We start from the raw sequence: 17,179 nt of genomic DNA, 5'->3' as shown, positions 1-17,179 counted from the left end.
AAGGGCTGACGCACCAGGATCGGGGAGAGCGCGCCCAGGCTTATCAAGCAGCCGGCACGTTCCGAAGCATTAGTGCGGCCCTGCTTAAGGGCCTTGCTGGGCCATTTGCGCATGTTTACCGACCGCCGGATCGAGCGGCATCAACTGCCGTATTTTCTGAAAGTGTTCAACAGCGTCACCGACAAACCCATCGGCTTTCTGGGCAACTTGTCCAACGACGGGCTGATGCTTATCAGCCAGTTGCCGATAATGGTGGGCGTCGACTTTGACCTGCGATTGAAAATCCCCGCCAGCGACGGCTGCCAGCAGGTCATTGACCTGAAGGCGTGTTGTCTGTGGTGCCATGAAGACGTCACGCCCCATCATTACGACGCCGGGTTCAGCCTGCAACGGGCACCGCCGGAGTACGGGCAATTGGTGGATGCGTTGACGCAGTATTTCAGCTTTCAGCCATTGCCTGCTTCAGCCTGACAAATCCGCAACCAGTAGCAGCTGGCGCAGCCTGCTGCTACTGGGATTCGTCGCTACGTCGTTTTAATCGCCTTCTCGTTATCCAGCGACCGTTCTACCAGCATCAGCCCCAACTCACTCATCCGGTAAATTGCCATGGCCAGATGCCGCGGCTTGTCGTCCAGGCTTTCCGCCAGGTCGAGTAGCAGAATGCTGACCGTCGAAAAGGTTTCGTAGGTCTCGATGGTCAAGGCTTCGGGATTGGCATCGGGGACAACGGTGAACATTTTCATGGATCGTTCCTCGGTGGGGCGTTCGTTGGCAAAACACGGCTCAGTGTTTTCCTGTTTGAGATAGTGATCTAGAGCCCTGTTGGCAGCGTCTTGGAGTTTTCTTGAGTCGAGGGTTCCGTAGGGGGAGCGCGGGATGGTATTGAGTGAATTGGGTCGAGGCATTGACACGGTTAACTCCTTGTTGGAGCTACCGCCGATTCGGAGGTAGACGAATGGACGGCAGCGAGGGAAGGAGAACCTTATGTTGGGACGGACACCACCCACAATCAGCCTGGGTCGCTGACACTTGTAGGCAGATGCGCTTCATTTTGTAGCCGTTAGCGCTGCTATTCGAGAAGTCGGGAGGAGGACAACAAGCATATTACTGACCATGAACGTCAGTTGTTACCCGATGAGGAGCATCGGGTAACAGCCGAGGAGAATTACGACTCTTGATGGTTAGCTAGTCATTAGGGTCATGCTTTTTTGGAGCTTGTGATTCTTTAAAATCGGTGGAGATAGAAATAAGTGCCAAAGAGATGAATTCTTGGTTTCGATCTATCGCTTGCAATGCACATCGGATGTTATCCGCTATTTCGGTAGCACCTCGTTGCGCTATCCAATTCGATAGTTCTTCTATAGCGGCCCCCAAAGCCAGTTGGTTCTCATTGATCTGCGTTAGCACTGAAGCAAATAGTTTTGTCTCGTCCATGATGGATTCCTTGCGATAGAGCTTTCAGGTTGTTGAGTGGGACTGGTTTTCGTAAGTACCCGGATTGAGGGCTTGTCGTACGTGCTCGCACGTCATATCCATGTCGGCATCGTGATATGACGATTTTATATACGATTCGACGTTACATCGTTCCAGCTTTTTTCCACCCCAAATACGCCGTCACCAACTCGGCCCCCAACTCTTGGGGCCGAGCATCCACCACCGGCACTCCATGAGCACTCAACCGCTCATGGAGCTGCGCCCGGTCATTCAAATAATCCACCGTCCCGCAATAGGCCAGCGCCTCAGGCAAGGTCTGCACCGGGGCGTGCCGTAGATTGTCGAGCAAGTCTTCACGCAGGCTCGCCACCAACACCCGATGCAGTTTGCTCAGGCGTTTGACCGCAGTCAGCAGTTCTTCGTCGTCTTCATCCCGCAGGTTGGTCACCAGCACCACCAGTGCCCGGCGTTTTTGTCGGGCCAGTAGTTGCGTGACGGCAGCCTGGTAGTCGGCCGGGCGTTGGGTGCTGTCGAGGTCGTAGACACTGTTGAGCAATACGTTGAGCTGGCCTGTGCCCTTGACCGGGGCAAGGTAGTGCGGATGGTTGCTGGCGAAGGTGCTCAAGCCCACCGCGTCGCCCTGGCGCAACGCGATGTAGCTGAGCAACAGGCAGGCATTGAGAGCGTGATCGAAATGCGCGAGCTCGCCGTCCTGGCTGCGCATGCGACGGCCGCAATCGAGCATGAAGATGATTTGCTGGTCGCGCTCGTCCTGGTATTCACGGGCGATGGGGGTGCGTTGGCGGGCGGTGGCTTTCCAGTCGATTTGGCGCAGGCTGTCGCCTTCGCGGAATTCGCGCAGTTGATGGAATTCCAGGCCCAGGCCGCGACGTTGGCGCTGGCGTACGCCGAGTTGGCTGAGCCAATTGTCCACCGCCAGCAACTGGCCGCCGTAGAGGCGGGCGAAGTCGGGGTAGACGCGGGTGGTGTCGGGTATGTTGAGCAGGCGTTTGTCGGACCACAACCCCATGGGGCTCGGCAGGTTGATTTCGCAGTATTCGAAGCTGAAATGGCCGCGCATGAGCGGGCGCAGGCGGTAGCTGATCTGGCTCTGTTGGCCGGGTTGCAGTTCGACCGACAGGGGCAGGTTTTCGACGCTCAGGCCGTCGGGTACGTGGTCGAAGATCTGAATGTTCAGTGGCTGGGTAAAATCATGCTCGACCTCCAGTCGCACTTCGCTCCATCGACCGAGTGCCAGGCTGCCGGGCATTTGTCGCTGGAGGCGCGGTGAGGGCAAACGCTTGAGGCGAATGGCGTCGAGTATCGCCAGGGCCAGCAGGGCCAGCAGTAATCCCCAGTTGATCGATAAAAGGCTAGATGGAACGGCGATGTCCAGCGCCCGTAAGGCGCCCAGCACGATGCCGATGGCCAGCAGGATAGTGAGCCAGGTCAAGAGCAGGCGCGAGGGTTTCATGGCGTCGCGACTTCGTGGCAAGGGTTGGTCTGGCACGGTAATTCTGTGGCGAGCGGGCTTGCCCGCGTTCGGCTGCGAAGCAGTCGCAAACCCGACAACCGCGGTGTGTCTGTCGATATGCGATTGCAGGTTTTGGGGTCGCTTCGCAACCCAACGGGGGCAAGCCCCCTCGCCACAGGAGTGGCGTGTAACGAAATAGAGGGGGTCATAACCGTGGCGCCGGCACTTGGTCGAGCAGTTGCTTGAGCACCTGATCGACGTCCAGCCCTTCGATGTCCAGCTCCGGGGCAATCCGCACGCGGTGACGCAGTACCGCCAGGGCGCAACCTTTGATGTCGTCGGGAATCACGAACTCGCCCCCGCGCAACAAGGCGCGGGCGCGGGCGCAACGTGCCAGGGCGATGGAGGCGCGAGGCCCGGCGCCGAGAGTCAGGCCTGGCCAGGTGCGGGTGGTGCGGGCCAGGCGCACGGCGTAATCGAGCACCTGATCGTCCAGCGGCAGGTCACTGGCAATGCGCTGCAAGGCCAGCACGTCCTTGGCTTGCAACACGGTGCGCAGCGGTTGTACATCGAGCATGTCGGCGCGGGTCGAGCGGCTGACCTGACGCACCATGTCCAGTTCCTGATCGGCCTCGGGGTAGTCCATGCGCACCTTGAGCATGAAGCGGTCGAGCTCGGCTTCGGGTAACGGGTAAGTGCCTTCCTGTTCGATGGGGTTTTGCGTGGCCAGCACCATGAACGGTTGCGCGATGGGCAAAGCGCGGCCTTCGAGGGTGACCTGGCGTTCCTGCATGGCTTCGAGCAACGCGGCCTGGGTTTTTGCCGGGGCGCGGTTGATTTCATCGGCCAGCAGCAGGTTGGTGAACAACGGGCCTTTGCGCAGTTTGAATTGCTCGGTTTGCAGGTCGTACACCGCATGCCCGGTGACGTCGCTGGGCATCAGGTCCGGGGTGAACTGGATGCGGGCGTATTCGCCACCGAAGCAACGGGCGAGGGCGCGCACCAGCAACGTCTTGCCCAACCCCGGCACGCCTTCGAGCAGCACATGGCCGCCGGCGATCAGGGCGGTGAGCACATCGTCGATCACGGTGTTCTGGCCAATCACCGCTTTTTGCAATTCCGTTCTTATCGCCTGGGCCAACTGGCTGGCGCGCTGGCGCTGCTGGGCGGCGTGGGTCTGGGTGCCGGGCTCGATCTGTTCACTCATAAGGCGTTCCTCAAGGTTTGCAGGTGGGCGACCTGACGGCTGAATTCAGCGCTGGACAGCCGCTGTTTCGGTCGCGGGCTCATGGCCTGGCTGATGGCGCGTGTGGGGTGGCCGGTCAGGCGTGCGAGCACCAGCCATTGTTCGGCGACGCCGAGTTGTTCAAAACCGGGATGACGGTGGCGGACACGACGCAGGATGTCTTGCTGCAAGGCGTGCAACAGGCTGTGCTGACCGCTGCGGCGCAGCATGAAATCGGCGCTTGCGCGCAGGTGTTCCTGAAGATGCCGACGCGCCCTTGGGGCCGGCTCCAGCAACGGGCCGCTGCGCACGCCAACGTGCCAGAAACCCAAAGCGACCAAGGCGATCAGGGCCACCAGGGCTTGGGGAAAGTAACGCCACAACAAGGTCAGCAGACTGTCGCGCTCGGTATTGAACAGCAGGGTCACATCGGTGTCGGCCGTCAGGTACCACAGCAGCCAGGCGTTGTCGTACTGGTTGATGGCCGGGGTTTTCCAGAGGTCGGCATCGGTGACCACGGTGATCGAACCCAGCCCGTGGCTCAGCTGCATCATGTGCGTGGCCTTGCCACTGTTGGCCCAGGCCTGGGCGAGGTTTTTCGGGTCGTCGAGGTGGAACGCAGTATCGAAGCTGAAGTAGGCCGGCGCCTCTTCGTTTTCCAGGTAGAGCTTGGTCAGTTTGGGGAAGGGATCATCGCGCAGATCGGGAGGCGAGTCCTTGAGGTCTTTGCTCAGGAACTGGTGCAACTGCACCCGGTCGAGCAGCAGGTCATTGCTTTGGCCGGTCTTTTCATCCCACAGGGCTTCGGCGACGAATACCAGGCGCCCACCGGCCCGGGTCCAGTTCAACACCTGATCCACCTGGCGCGGCGACATGTTCGAGCGGTCGCCGAGCAACAACAGGCTGTGCTGACGCGGTTCGAGGGTCGGCAGGATGTCGAGGCTGTTGGCGTGGCTGACGGTCAGGCCCTGTTTGCGCAGAAAATGCTCGGCGGCCAGGTAGGGATTGGCCTGGGCTTCAGGGGACGGGCCGTGTTCGATTTGTACCTGATAGGGTGTGGCCTTGAAATACAGGTAAACACTCAGCGCACCCAAGAGCACGACGATGAACACGCCGACCGCCAGCCATGCCCTGCGATTCAACGGACCGCTCCGGGGCCGAACAATGCGCGCCAGCCGTCACACAGTTCCTGTTGCAAATGCGCCGGTGGCAGGCGATGCCCGTAGGCCATGTTCTGCCAGTGTGCAGTCAGGTTTTTGCTGAAGGCCAGCAACGCCGGTTGCTTCAAATGTTCAACGCGCTGAAGCACTTCGCCTTCGGTGTCGGCGGGCTTGAGCGTCATGTCGAAGTCGTTCAGCAAGTGGCTGAGCAAGGCGCGATAGAGCAAGCCAAGGGCTTCACGCGGGTTGGTTTGCCAGAGACTTTCGGCGCTGGCCGCAATATCGGCGGGCAGGGTTTCGCGGTTGAGGTCCAGGCCGAACGCCTGCTGCGGCAATGGTCGCGTCACTTTTCGGTTGAGTGCTGGCCGGCGGCTGACGAACGCCTGCAACCAGTCGCGGTAACGCCAGATAAACAGGCCAATGGCGCCGATCACCGCGCCCCACAGCAACACCTCGATCAGGTTGGCCAATGCGCCGAAACGTTGGCTGTCGAGCAAACTGAACAGCGCTTTCAGCCAGGCGGGTGTTTGACCACCGTGCGCAGTATCGTCGTTGGGCTTGTCTTCGCCAAACCGATAGCGGGTCACCGTTTCCTTGTTCTTGAACGGTGGCTGATCGAGGATGGCCTTGATGCTGTCTCGGGATGCCTGACTGGTCAGCGGTTGCTCCAGCAGACGCGGGCTGTCCGGTGACATGCCCGGTTCGGCGGCCCATACGCTTTGCCCCGTCGGCACCAGCACAAACGCCGCCAGCAGTAGCGTGATGACTGCGCTGCTCAGGCGTTGGCGCAAGCGGCGGAACACCAGTTCGATGTCCCAGGCTTCCAGCCGTGTGCGCCGGTTCAGGTAAAGGCTGAAACCACAGGCGACATAAATCGGTTCCCAGACCACCAGCACCAGGGCGTAAAAAGCATTGGTCAGGTGTTCCAGCCAGCGCCAGTCTTGTGTGGCGGCGGCAATCAAGGTCTGCCAGCCCCAGTCGATTTCGACCTGCAGTGGCAGGAGCATGTAGAACAGCACCATCAGGCCGATCCACAACGCGGTTTCCAGGTGCACGCCGATGATCGTCAGCCATTGCGCGGCACCGGCATTGCGCTGCAACAGCACGCGTAAACGCTGTTGTCGTGCTTCGCCCTCCAGGCCTTCGAGTTGTACCACCGGCATCAGAAAGCTGCGGCTCAGGCTCAGGCGGCGCCAGGTCAGGCTGGCCAGCAGTTGCGGCGGGAGCAGGCGCGGCCATTGGCGCAGGGCCTGTTTCAGCGTGGGTGTTTCGCCGAACATGGCTTTGGACAGGATGTACAGCGGCAGCCGATCGAACGCCGGTTTGAGCCACCAGAACAGGAACAGGGCGAGGGAGGGCGACTCCCACAGCATCAAGCTGAGCAAGGTAAAAATCGGTAGGGTCACGATCGCCCAACTGGTCATCAACAGGCGTCGATGGCGCTGACTCAGCAGCACCCCCAGGTCCATGGCTTCCCAGTTTGTGCGTGGGCGAATCACTGCACTGGCGTCACTCAGGCGCATGGCGGGTCCGTCCGGCAAACAGCAGATAAGTCGCGACCAACACCCAGAGCGCTGCGCCGACCAGGTATTTGGTCAGCGGCGTGACTCCGGTCCGCGACGACCAGTAGGCTTCTATAAACGCTGCAATCAACAAAAACAGCATGACCCCGCAAATCAGCAACACGCTCTTGCTCGCCGCCACTCGCAGGGCTTCGGCGCGGGGCAAACGTCCCGGCGCGATCAACGCCCAGCCCAGTTGCAGGCCGGCGGCACCGGCCAGGGCAATGGCGCTCAGTTCGAAGGCGCCGTGCCCGATCACGAATGACCAGAAGGTTTGCCCGTAGCCGATGTGCGTCAGGTGCCCGGCCACCGCACCGATCATCAAGCCGTTGAAGAACAGGAAAAACGCGCTGCCCAGGCCAAACAGCAAACCGCTGGCGAAGGTCTGAAACGCGATGCCGATGTTGTGCATGATGTAGTAACCGAACATCTCCCAGTCTTCACTGGCCGCCCGTTCTGCCAAGCGCCCCAGATGACCGGCGACGGGGTCGTACATGCTTTGCATCTCACTGACCTGCTCGGCCGGGATCAGGTTGTAGACCAGTTCCGGGAACAGATACACCAGCAGCCCGATGCCAATCAGGCTGCCAAAAAATATCAGGCTGGCGGCAAGCACGAAGGGCCATTGTTCGCGCACCAGTCGCGGGAAGTCGGCAAGGATGAAGCTCAGTACGTTGGCCCTCAGCCAACTGCGATGCCGATAAAGCTGTTGATGCCCGCGCAGCACTTGTTGCTGTAACGAGTCGACCAAAAAGCTGCTGTAACCACGCTCCTGAGCCAGGGCCAGGTGTTGGCAGAGCCGTCGATAGTCGCTGGGGAAGCTGGCGACTCGCGAGGTTTCCTTGCCGCGTTCCAGCCGTTCGAGCATGAGTGCAAACTGCTCCCATTCGGTCTTGTGGCGGCTTTCGAATAGGCTTTGCTTCATGTCGGGCCCAACAGTCCGCGGGCGATGCCGTTGAGTTCGGCCACGGCCTGCGGCGCTGAAACGTGCAGCGGTTGCGCGAGTATCGAGGCGAGTTCACCTGCCCGCGCCTCGGAGAGTTCACCCTGGCGCTCGGCAAACCCGAGGATGGCGCGTTGCTCGGTCAGCGTCAGCGCGAAAGCGGCACGGCGCGGCGGGGCATCGGGTAACTGCGGTCGGGTGAGCGGTTGTTCGCGGTAGATCACCAGCGTGCCGGCGGCCAGGTCGCCGAGGCGTTTGAAGGTGGGATGTTGCAGGCAACTGATCGCCCCGAGGAAGTAGCCGAACGGCAACATGTCGACAAATCGCAACAGGTTGCGCAGCAAGGACGCGGACCAGCCGATCGGGGTGCCATCGTCGTGCACCACGCGCAATCCCATCCATTGCTTGCCCGGCGAGCGCCCCTGATTGAGCACCTCGAACAGCACCATGTACCACCAGCTCACCACGAACAGCAAAATCGAGCCAAGCCCGGCGCCGAGTTTGCCGAGGAACGCCAGCACCATGAACAGCAGGCCCAGGATCAACCCGCGCAGGCCCAGGTCGATGGTGAACGCTAGCGCACGGACCATCAACCCGGCCGGGCGCAGTGGCAAGTCGATGCCTTCGGGCGTTTCGACCTGATACCGCGTATCCAGTGGCGGGGCCAGCGTTGCTTTCCGTGGCAGTGCTGTGGTCTCGAGCATGGGCAACCTTGCTGTGGCCGGTTTGCGATTCGATGTCCGTTCGATGCTAGCAGCCTCTCGGGGGGAAACGACATAACTATGTATTGCACGGTATGCGGCCGGAGGTGATTGAATGACAACATTTCTGGTCGAGGCAGCCTGTGTGCGCCTAGACTTCGCCGGTCTTCTGTTCAGGAACAACCCGTGACCTCGATCTTCTGGTACGACTACGAAACCACTGGCATCAACCCCCGTTGCGACCGTCCGTTGCAAGTGGCGGGGATTCGCACTGACTTCGATCTCAATGAAATAGACGAGCCGGTTAATCTCTACTGCCAGCCCAGTGACGACATCCTGCCGCATCCGGCAGCCTGCGCGATCACCGGTATCACGCCTGGCCTTCTGGCCGAGCAAGGTTTGAGCGAAGCCGATTTCATGACACGGGTTCATGCCCAGCTCGCCCTGCCCGGCACTTGTGGGGCAGGGTACAACACGCTGCGTTTCGACGACGAGATGACCCGTTACAGCCTGTATCGAAACTTTTTCGACCCCTACGCACGGGAGTGGCAGGGCGGCAACAGCCGCTGGGACCTGATCGACATCGTGCGCGCGGCTTATGCGTTGCGTCCCGATGGCTTCGTCTGGCCCACGGATGACGAAGGGCGGGTGACGCTCAAGCTCGAACGCCTGACCGCCGCCAATGGCATCGATCACGGAAATGCCCACGAGGCGCTATCGGATGTTCGCGCCACAATCGCCCTGGCGCGTCTGATTCGTGAAAAACAGCCGAAGTTGTATGACTGGCTGTTTCAGTTACGCAGCAAACAAAAGGTGATGGACCAGATTCGGCTGTTGCAGCCGATGGTGCACATTTCCGGACGCTTTTCGGCGGCCCGCCATTATGTCGGCGTGGTACTGCCACTGGCCTGGCATCCACGCAATCGCAACGCGCTGATTGTCTGTGACCTGCACCTGGACCCTCAGGGGCTGCTCGATCTGGATACCGAAACCTTGCGTCAGCGGCTTTATACACGCCGTGACGATCTGGCCGAAGGCGAACTGCCCGTGCCGCTCAAGCTCATACACATCAACAAGTGCCCGGTCGTGGCGCCGTTATCGGTACTTCGTCCCGAAGATCAGCAACGTTTGGGGCTGGACATGGCGCTCTATCAGGAACGGGCGCTGCGGCTAAGTGCCGCACAACAACTTTGGCAAGATAAAGTCTCGGGAATTTATGCTCGTGAGGATTTCGCTGCGAGCCTGGATCCCGAGCAACAGTTATACGACGGTTTTATTGGCGATCGGGATCGACGTCTATGTGAGCAAGTCAGAGCCGCCGACCCTGCGCAATTAGCACAAGAGCAGTGGCCTTTCGATGATGAACGCTTGCCTGAATTATTATTTCGTTATCGCGCACGCAACTTTCCCGATACGTTGAGCCTGGAAGAGCAAGAGCGCTGGCGAATATTCTGTCAGCAACGTTTGTCCGCACCGGAGTGGGGCGCTCCCAATACGCTGGAAAGTTTTCTGACAGCGGCCGCCCAATTGACGATTAGTCCTGCATCGTTTCAGCAAGAGGTCCTGGATGAATGGCAGATTCATGTCCAGGCATTACGCAAACGTTTGAATCTTTGAAAACGAAAATGACTTGCGATTGAATTCCGGGCATAAAAAAACGCCAGCATTTGCTGGCGTTCTTTTGGTCGCGGATCAGTCTGCGACGCGCTTGCGGCTTAGCCCAGCAGGGTAGCCCAGCTTTCAACCACGTCACCGCCCCACTTGGCTTTCCACTCTTTCAGAGTTTTGTGGTTGCCACCTTTGGTTTCGATGACTTCGCCGTTGTGCGGGTTTTTGTATTGTTTAACTTTGCGAGCACGCTTGGTGCCAGTAGTTTTTACTGCGCCGCCACGTGGAGCCTTGGTTTTGGACTCTGGATCCAATAGGGCAATGATGTCACGCAGGGATTTGGAGTATTCGCCCATCAGGGTGCGCAATTTGCCTTCGAATTCCAGCTCGGTTTGCAGTTTGTCGTCTTGGGACAGGTTCTTCAAACGGGCTTGCAGCTCTTTGATAGCTTCTTCGGTGGCGCGATATTCGTTGATCAAGGACATGAGGACTACCTTATGTTGGCGCTGGATGACAGGGTGACAGTGCGACAATAATAGTCAGGGTGTTTCATCAAGTAAACATTTAACCGAAGTTTTACTTAAATTAGTTGCGGTGAATAGGACACACATTGGAGAGACAGTTAAATAGCGTCACAAATATTCACAGTTAACCTCTTGAAGGCTGGCTACAAGAGCACCATGCACTGGCGTATGACACCGCCGGAACCTGTGCCGATGACCGCAATCCGCAGCCGCGCGTCATCAATACTGCAGTTTTGCTGCGCAATCGCTAGAATGGCGGCCTTTGCGAAGTTCTGGAGTTTCCCCCTCATGCGCACTTTTCGGCTGGTGATTGCTTGCCCGGACCGCGTCGGTATCGTTGCTAAAGTCAGTAACTTTCTGGCGTCACATAACGGCTGGATCACTGAAGCGAGCCATCACTCGGACAATCAGAGTGGCTGGTTCTTCATGCGTCACGAAATTCGTGCCGATTCGCTGCCTTTCGGTATCGAAGCCTTTCGCGAAGCGTTTGCACCGATTGCCCAAGAGTTCTCGATGGACTGGCGCATCACCGACACCGAGCAGAAGAAGCGCGTGGTGTTGATGGCCAGCCGTGAGTCCCATTGCCTGGCTGACTTGTTGCACCGCTGGCACAGCGACGAACTGGACTGCGAAATCGCCTGCGTGATTTCCAACCATGACGATTTGCGCAGCATGGTCGAGTGGCACGGTATTCCTTACTACCATGTACCGGTCAACCCGCAGGACAAGGAACCGGCCTTCGCCGAAGTCTCGCGCCTGGTCAAACAGCACGACGCCGAAGTGGTGGTACTTGCCCGTTACATGCAGATTCTGCCGCCTGACTTGTGCAGCGAATATGCCCACAAAGTCATCAACATTCACCACAGCTTCCTGCCGTCGTTCGTCGGCGCCAAGCCGTATCATCAGGCTTCGATGCGCGGTGTGAAGTTGATCGGTGCCACTTGCCACTATGTCACCGAAGAGCTGGACGCCGGTCCGATCATCGAGCAGGACGTGGTGCGTGTCAGCCACAGCGACAGTATTGAAGACATGGTGCGCTTCGGTCGTGACGTCGAGAAAATGGTGCTGGCCCGTGGTCTGCGTTATCACCTGGAAGACCGGGTGTTGGTGCACGGCAACAAAACCGTCGTGTTCTGACAACCATACGGTTGAAATCCGAAGGGCCTGGGCGTTCAATCGCTTCAGGCCCTTCGCCGTTTCTGCACCGAGGACATGACCATGGCCGATCCGCTGGATAAAGCCGTTTCCAAGGCGCCCGCCACATTGGGCGAGGGCTGTTTGAGCCGCTACGATCCGGACGACCTGAGCCCCGAAGACGGCACGGAGTTTCCCGGCGCCGCCGAGTTGTGGGAGCAGTTGCAGGACGATTCTGAAGATACAGCCGGTGGTGCCTGAAAAGCCCCTGTGGCGAGGGGGCTTGCCCCCGTTGGGCTGCGAAGCGGCCCCGGCACTCTTTCAGGTAGACCTTGCGTGCTGATCTTGCGACGGCTGCGCCGCCGAAGGGGCGGTGCGGCGTTCCGACAAGCCCCTTCGCCACAGATGATCTTTAAGCTTGCTTGAACTTCATCAACTTCTTCAGCAATGGCCGCCCGAGCATCAGCAGAAACACCGGGCCACCGACCACCAGATAGAAGTAATAAGTCACCGTCCGCCAGATCAGAATCGCTGCCGCCGCGGTGGATTTCCCCACCATCGGCGCCAGCAGCGCCGCCGATGTCAGTTCCGCCGCCCCGGCACCGCCCGGCAACAGACTGAATTGCCCCGCACTCAATGACAGCATCTGGATCAGAAAGCACCAGGCCCATTGCAAGTCCACGCCCAGCCCGCGTAACGCCAGATACAGCACGCTATACCGCAAGACCCAATGCAGACAGGTCAGGGCAAACACCGTGATCAATGTTTGAAAGGGTAACTTCAGTGTGTCGGTGAATGCCGCCAGGAAGTGCAGGAGCTTTCGCGCCCAACGAAGCCGGGTCGCTTCCTTGACATTGAAACGGGCGAGCAACCGACCACTCAGGCGAATCAGCGAACGGTGGCAGCGAGCCATCAATACACAGCTGAACAGCCCGCCGAACAACGAGATGGCGCTGACCGTCAGCATCCATTCCAGGCGCTGACTGAGGTGCTGGAACAGTGCATAAATCAGAATCGCGCTCAGCGCGCAGAGAAAAAACAGCAAGTCGCTCAACTGGTCCATGGCGAACACGGCGCTGCCCCTGGCCGGCCGCACGCCGTGGCGCGCCAACAGGGCCATGATGGTCAGCGGGCCGCCGCTGCCACCGGGGGTGGCGCAATAGGCGAACTCGGCGGACATCACCACCCCGAGGCTTTTGAGTCGGCTCACCTTGTCACGCTGATCGCCCAGCAACAGGCGCAAGCGCAGGGTGTTGAGCACCCAGCACAACAGGATCATGCCGAACATGATCAGCAGCCATTCCAGCGGGAAGCGTTGCAACCGCGACCATGTCTCGCCGCCGCCCAGCAACGCCGGGATGAGCACCGCAGCGAGCAGCGCTATGACCAGCAGAATTCCCCGGCTCATGCTGCGCGACCGATGGGGTCGCGTTGCAGTTTCAACCAACCGGCCTTGGTCATCGGCACACGGCCCTCGTCGAGCAAGCGCTTGAGCGTTTGCAGCCAATATTGACGCGAGAACTCATGGCGCATGTCCACCGGGTGCAAGCCGAGACGAATCACCGGCGCCTGGCGCCAGCGCTGTTCGCGCTGATCGCTGACGATTTTCGACAGGCCACGGCGCCAGGCGCTGCGTGCGCTCCAGACCAGGCCTGGGGCATCGATCGCAGTGAAATCCGGCAAACGATACAGGTGCTGCGAATCGCTGGTGTAGCGCAGCGGTAACTGACGCAACGCCTGACGGGTGCCTTCGCTCATCAGCCAGGCGGGGGCGACAAAGCCTTCGAGCGGCCAGTTGTAGCGATGGAATACCTCGATTCCGGCGCGCAGGCGGGCGAGGGCGGCGTCTAGAGGCAGGTCATAGAACTCGCCTTCATGGGTATAGATCCTGCGCATGAACCAGTCTCGGGGAGTGGTGGGAATCGGCCCTTCATCGCAATGGTAGTAACCGTGCAGTACCAGTTCGTCGCCGCGAGCGACGCGACGGCTCAGCAAACGTCGAAACTCCGGATGTGCGTCAAGGTCGTCATGTTTGTGGAAATTCGGCACCACCAGCCAGGTCATCGGCACTGTACCCAATGCGTCGACGGCTTCGACGAAGGCCTGGTAATCGGGCCAGGTCTGGGGTGCAACGTCGTGTAGCACCAATAACAGACCGGGTGTGTTCATGGGCTCAGCCATTGGCGATCAGCGGCCATTGCGTGCCGAGTACGGCGTGATAGTGCCCCAGCAGGCTGTGGACCACGGTGTCCCAGGCGTAATGTTGCTCGACATGCCGTCGGGCCTGTTTGCCCAACGCGGCGCTGCCTTGGCTGAACAGTTCGCGAACGGTGTTGGCCATCGCCACTGGATTGTTCGGCGCGCAGAGCAAGCCGCATTGATCGGTGACAATCTCCCGGAAAGCCCCGGCCGCCACGGCCACCACGGGAATGCCACTGGCCATGGCTTCGAGAACCACCAGGCCAAAGGTTTCCTGGTCGCCGGCATGCACCAGCGCGTCGGCGCTGGCCATCAGGCGTGCGACTTGCGCTGCCGGGCAGAATTCATCGAGGACGGTGACATTGCGCGGCACCAGGGTCGGCATCGACGAGCCCACCAGCAGCAAGTGGTAGCGACGACCCAGGCGTTTCATGCAGTTGAGCAGCACCGGCAGGTTTTTTTCCTTGGAGCCACGGCCGGCGAAGATCAGCAGGTGAGTGTTTTCATCGATGCCCAATTCGGCCCGCAGGCCTGGATCCCGAACGCTGGGGTTGAACGTTTGCAGGTCGACGCCCAAGGGCTGTACGAAAACGTTCTTCACCCCCAACCCGATCAGTTTGTCGGCCATGACCTGGCTTGGCGCCAGAACCCGGTCGAAGTTGCCGTAGAGCTTGCTGACATAAGCCTCGACATTGGGTGTAACCCAGTTGCCCATGCGATTGCTGACCAGCATCGGCAGGTCGGAGTGATAAAAACCGATTACCGGCACATCGAGTTGTCGCTTGGCGTCCAAAGCGGCCCAGGCGGTCAGGTAAGGGTCGCCGACTTCAATCAGATCGGGTTGTAAATCTCGCAGAACATTGCGCCACGGCCCGAGACGGAGGGGGAAGCGATAACCCTTGCCGAAGGGCAGGGCGGGGGCCGGAACCGTATAGACACCATCCTGTTCACTCAAATGCGCCCCTGGGATCAGCAGGCTATGGCAAATGCCGGGTTTGATGCCCAAACGACGGTGCTTGGCATCCAGATACGTGCGCACGCCACCGCTGGCAGGGGCGTAGAACATGGTTATGTCAGCGATATGCACGATGAACATCCCTCCGGGTTCGATGTGCTCCCTTTGGTTGACCTATATGAAGGATAGATGTTCGGTTGGGTTTTGCGGTGGGGGGGCGCAGCGGGATTTGCGGTGTCTGGATGGACGCCTTCGCGGGAAGCCTCGCTCCTACACATATACCTGTGTAGGAGCGAGGCTTGCCCGCGAAGAGGCCAGTTCAGACGCTAGATACGGAAACTGCCTACCAATTGCTTCAATCGAGAAGCCTGTTGCTCAAGGTCCGAGCACGCCCGCAGGGTCGATTGCAGGTTTTCCACGCCTTCCTGGTTCAGCGTGTTGATCTCGGTGATGTCCACATTGATCGACTCCACCACTGCCGTCTGTTCCTCGGTCGCCGTGGCCACCGACTGGTTCATGCCGTCGATTTCGCCGATGCGCAACGTCACGCTGTTCAGGCGCTCGCCCGCCAGGTTGGCGATTTCCACGCTGTCCTGGCTGTGGCGCTGGCTGTCGCTCATGGTGCTGACGGATTCACGGGCGCCGACTTGCAGCTCCTCGATCATGGTCTGCACCTGTTGCGCCGACTCCTGTGTGCGGTGCGCCAGGTTGCGCACCTCGTCGGCCACCACGGCAAAACCGCGCCCGGCTTCACCGGCCCGCGCTGCTTCGATGGCGGCGTTGAGCGCCAGCAGGTTGGTTTGCTGGGAAATGCTGGTGATCACTTCGAGAATCTGCCCGATGTTCACGGTTTTGCTGTTCAGCGATTCGATGTTGGTGCTCGAAGCGCTGAGCATGCTCGACAGCTGATTCATCGCGGCAATGCTGCGATCCACCACTTGCTGGCCGTCTTCGGCCAGGCTGCGGGCATCACTGGCCTGATTCGATGCCTGGGCGGCGTTACGGGCGATTTCCTGAGCCGCGGCGCCGAGCTGGTTGATGGCCGCGGCGACGCTGCTGGTGCGCGAAGCTTGCTGGTCGGAGTTGAACATCGACGAGTTCGAGGCCGCCACCACCCGCAAGGCCACTTCGTTGACCTGGCCGGTGGCCGAGGACACTTCGCGGATCGATGTATGAATTCGCTCCACGAAACGATTGAACGCCGTGCCAAGGACGCCGAATTCGTCCTGATTCTGGATGGTCAGGCGTTTGGTCAGGTCGCCTTCACCGTCGGCGATGTCTTCCATGGCGCGGGTCATCACGTGCAGCGGCTGGATCAGCAGGCGGATCAGCATGCCCAGCAAGCCAATGATGATGGCCACTGCAATCAGGGTCGCGATGATCGCCGAGGTGCGGAATTCGCTGAGCATGGAGAAGGCTTTGTCCTTGTCCACCGACAGGCCGATGTACCAATTGACCGACGGCAAGCCTTTGATCGGGGTGAAAGAGACGATGCGGGTTTTGCCGTCGACGTCTACTTCAGTGAAGTTGCTGCTAATGCGTGGGGTATTTTTCGGGTACGCCTCGCTCAGGGACTTCATCACCATGGCTTTATCCGGATGAACCAGGATCTTGCCGTCGGCGCTGACCAGAAAGGCATAGCCCATGCCGCCGAAATCACGCGCGATCAGGGTGTCGATCAGGGTTTGCAGGCTCAAGTCACCGCCTACCACCCCCACGCTTTTCCCCGACTTTTTCGAAGCGGTGGCAATGGAGATGATGGTTTGACCGGTCGCCGCATCTACATAAGGTTCGGTCAGCGTCGAGCCGTTGCTGTTTTCCGCGCCTTTGTACCAAGGGCGAACTCTGGGATCGTAGCCGTCCGGCATCTTGGAGTCCGGGCGGTTGATGAAGTTGCCGCTGGCATCACCCAGGTATCTGGCCATGAAGGTCGATGCCAAAGCATTTTGTTCAAGCAGACTGACGACGTTGGATTGTTCGGGGTTGATGGCAATGTTTTGAGCGAGGTTCTCTATCAGCAGGATACGACCGGCGAGCCAACTCTGGATGTTGTTGGCGGTGACGTCTCCCATCTCGGTGAGATAGTTATCCAGATCTTCACGAATCGCATTGCGCTGCAAATAGTCGTTGTACAGCGTGAAGGAGGCGAAGGCGGCAATAACGATCAGGGCGGCGGCAAGCAGTATCTTATGGCTGAAGCGCAGATTTTTATTCATGGCTTGGGGGTCCGCTAAAGTCTTAATGTCCAGGGCGTGCTTTA

17 protein-coding genes and 1 pseudogene are annotated in these 17,179 nt (G+C 59.6%); 4 read left to right on the top strand and 14 right to left on the bottom strand.

Going from position 1 to position 17,179, the window contains the following annotated elements; translation table 11 throughout:
• Window positions 1-111 precede the first annotated feature (111 nt).
• Complete coding sequence (locus AC1DQM_RS22690; protein WP_477746892.1) at window positions 112-471, top strand: PilZ domain-containing protein; 360 nt, start codon at window positions 112-114, stop codon at window positions 469-471.
• A 53-nt stretch (window positions 472-524) separates the two neighbouring features.
• On the opposite strand, the gene AC1DQM_RS22685 is transcribed toward AC1DQM_RS22690, so the two are convergent.
• The 8 genes from AC1DQM_RS22685 to AC1DQM_RS22650 form a co-directional block, all read right to left on the bottom strand.
• Window positions 525-911 carry a DUF6124 family protein gene (locus tag AC1DQM_RS22685; protein ID WP_371924385.1) on the bottom strand — a complete coding sequence of 129 codons (387 nt, stop codon included), beginning with the start codon at window positions 909-911 and terminating at the stop codon, window positions 525-527.
• A gap of 274 nt (window positions 912-1,185) precedes the next feature.
• Entirely contained in the window at window positions 1,186-1,434 is a 249-nt protein-coding gene (locus AC1DQM_RS22680) for a hypothetical protein (RefSeq protein ID WP_064616337.1), read from the bottom strand.
• Between the two features lie 142 nt (window positions 1,435-1,576).
• Window positions 1,577-2,908, bottom strand: coding sequence for a DUF58 domain-containing protein (locus tag AC1DQM_RS22675; RefSeq protein WP_477746891.1), 1,332 nt, complete (start codon window positions 2,906-2,908; stop codon window positions 1,577-1,579).
• A 205-nt stretch (window positions 2,909-3,113) separates the two neighbouring features.
• Window positions 3,114-4,115, bottom strand: coding sequence for an AAA family ATPase (locus AC1DQM_RS22670; RefSeq protein WP_018926531.1), 1,002 nt, complete (start codon window positions 4,113-4,115; stop codon window positions 3,114-3,116).
• On the bottom strand, window positions 4,112-5,275 hold the full coding sequence (locus AC1DQM_RS22665; protein WP_477746890.1) for a DUF4350 domain-containing protein: 1,164 nt from the start codon (window positions 5,273-5,275) through the stop codon (window positions 4,112-4,114). The genes AC1DQM_RS22670 and AC1DQM_RS22665 overlap by 4 nt, the downstream gene beginning before the upstream one ends.
• The gene (locus tag AC1DQM_RS22660) at window positions 5,272-6,816 is read right to left on the bottom strand and encodes a DUF4129 domain-containing protein (protein WP_477746889.1); all 1,545 of its coding nucleotides are present in this window, start codon (window positions 6,814-6,816) and stop codon (window positions 5,272-5,274) included. The genes AC1DQM_RS22665 and AC1DQM_RS22660 overlap by 4 nt, the downstream gene beginning before the upstream one ends.
• Entirely contained in the window at window positions 6,803-7,780 is a 978-nt protein-coding gene (locus tag AC1DQM_RS22655; RefSeq protein WP_064616342.1) for a stage II sporulation protein M, read from the bottom strand. Before AC1DQM_RS22655 ends, AC1DQM_RS22660 begins: the two co-directional genes overlap by 14 nt.
• Window positions 7,777-8,502 (bottom strand): RDD family protein, encoded by a 726-nt coding sequence (locus AC1DQM_RS22650; protein ID WP_018926528.1) that lies wholly within the window; start codon window positions 8,500-8,502, stop codon window positions 7,777-7,779. The genes AC1DQM_RS22655 and AC1DQM_RS22650 overlap by 4 nt, the downstream gene beginning before the upstream one ends.
• 183 nt (window positions 8,503-8,685) lie before the next feature.
• Between AC1DQM_RS22650 and sbcB the strand changes: the two genes are divergently transcribed.
• Window positions 8,686-10,116 carry an exodeoxyribonuclease I gene (gene sbcB, locus AC1DQM_RS22645; protein WP_477746888.1) on the top strand — a complete coding sequence of 477 codons (1,431 nt, stop codon included), beginning with the start codon at window positions 8,686-8,688 and terminating at the stop codon, window positions 10,114-10,116.
• A 98-nt stretch (window positions 10,117-10,214) separates the two neighbouring features.
• Here sbcB and mvaT read toward each other — a convergent pair whose 3' ends face one another.
• Window positions 10,215-10,592 carry a histone-like nucleoid-structuring protein MvaT gene (mvaT, locus tag AC1DQM_RS22640; protein WP_007903853.1) on the bottom strand — a complete coding sequence of 126 codons (378 nt, stop codon included), beginning with the start codon at window positions 10,590-10,592 and terminating at the stop codon, window positions 10,215-10,217.
• A gap of 327 nt (window positions 10,593-10,919) precedes the next feature.
• On the opposite strand from mvaT, the gene purU reads away from it, so the two are divergent.
• Together purU and AC1DQM_RS22630 are read left to right on the top strand one after the other, a co-directional pair.
• A complete protein-coding gene (purU, locus tag AC1DQM_RS22635; RefSeq protein ID WP_018926525.1) occupies window positions 10,920-11,768 on the top strand; it encodes a formyltetrahydrofolate deformylase in 849 nt (282 codons plus the stop codon).
• Between the two features lie 81 nt (window positions 11,769-11,849).
• Window positions 11,850-12,026, top strand: a complete 177-nt coding sequence (locus tag AC1DQM_RS22630) for a hypothetical protein (protein ID WP_173861182.1) — start codon at window positions 11,850-11,852, stop codon at window positions 12,024-12,026.
• 151 nt (window positions 12,027-12,177) lie between these two features.
• On the opposite strand, the gene AC1DQM_RS22625 is transcribed toward AC1DQM_RS22630, so the two are convergent.
• The 5 genes and pseudogenes from AC1DQM_RS22625 to AC1DQM_RS22605 all read right to left on the bottom strand — a co-directional run.
• On the bottom strand, window positions 12,178-13,173 hold the full coding sequence (locus AC1DQM_RS22625; RefSeq protein ID WP_138866910.1) for a lysylphosphatidylglycerol synthase transmembrane domain-containing protein: 996 nt from the start codon (window positions 13,171-13,173) through the stop codon (window positions 12,178-12,180).
• The gene (locus AC1DQM_RS22620) at window positions 13,170-13,946 is read right to left on the bottom strand and encodes a DUF2334 domain-containing protein (protein ID WP_477746887.1); all 777 of its coding nucleotides are present in this window, start codon (window positions 13,944-13,946) and stop codon (window positions 13,170-13,172) included. Before AC1DQM_RS22620 ends, AC1DQM_RS22625 begins: the two co-directional genes overlap by 4 nt.
• Window positions 13,939-15,060: a glycosyltransferase family 4 protein gene (locus tag AC1DQM_RS22615; RefSeq protein WP_086944495.1), complete on the bottom strand. Its 1,122-nt coding sequence runs from the start codon at window positions 15,058-15,060 to the stop codon at window positions 13,939-13,941. The genes AC1DQM_RS22620 and AC1DQM_RS22615 overlap by 8 nt, the downstream gene beginning before the upstream one ends.
• A gap of 185 nt (window positions 15,061-15,245) precedes the next feature.
• The gene (locus AC1DQM_RS22610) at window positions 15,246-16,010 is read right to left on the bottom strand and encodes a methyl-accepting chemotaxis protein (protein ID WP_425439644.1); all 765 of its coding nucleotides are present in this window, start codon (window positions 16,008-16,010) and stop codon (window positions 15,246-15,248) included.
• 93 nt (window positions 16,011-16,103) lie between these two features.
• Window positions 16,104-17,135, bottom strand: a pseudogene (locus AC1DQM_RS22605) (HAMP domain-containing protein); the annotation flags it as partial.
• Between the last annotated feature and the right edge of the window lie 44 nt (window positions 17,136-17,179).

It is taken from the genome of Pseudomonas sp. 01L34 (assembly GCF_056400265.1).
Note: the sequence above shows the minus strand (reverse complement) of the source record. Positions and strands in the feature narration are given on the sequence as shown.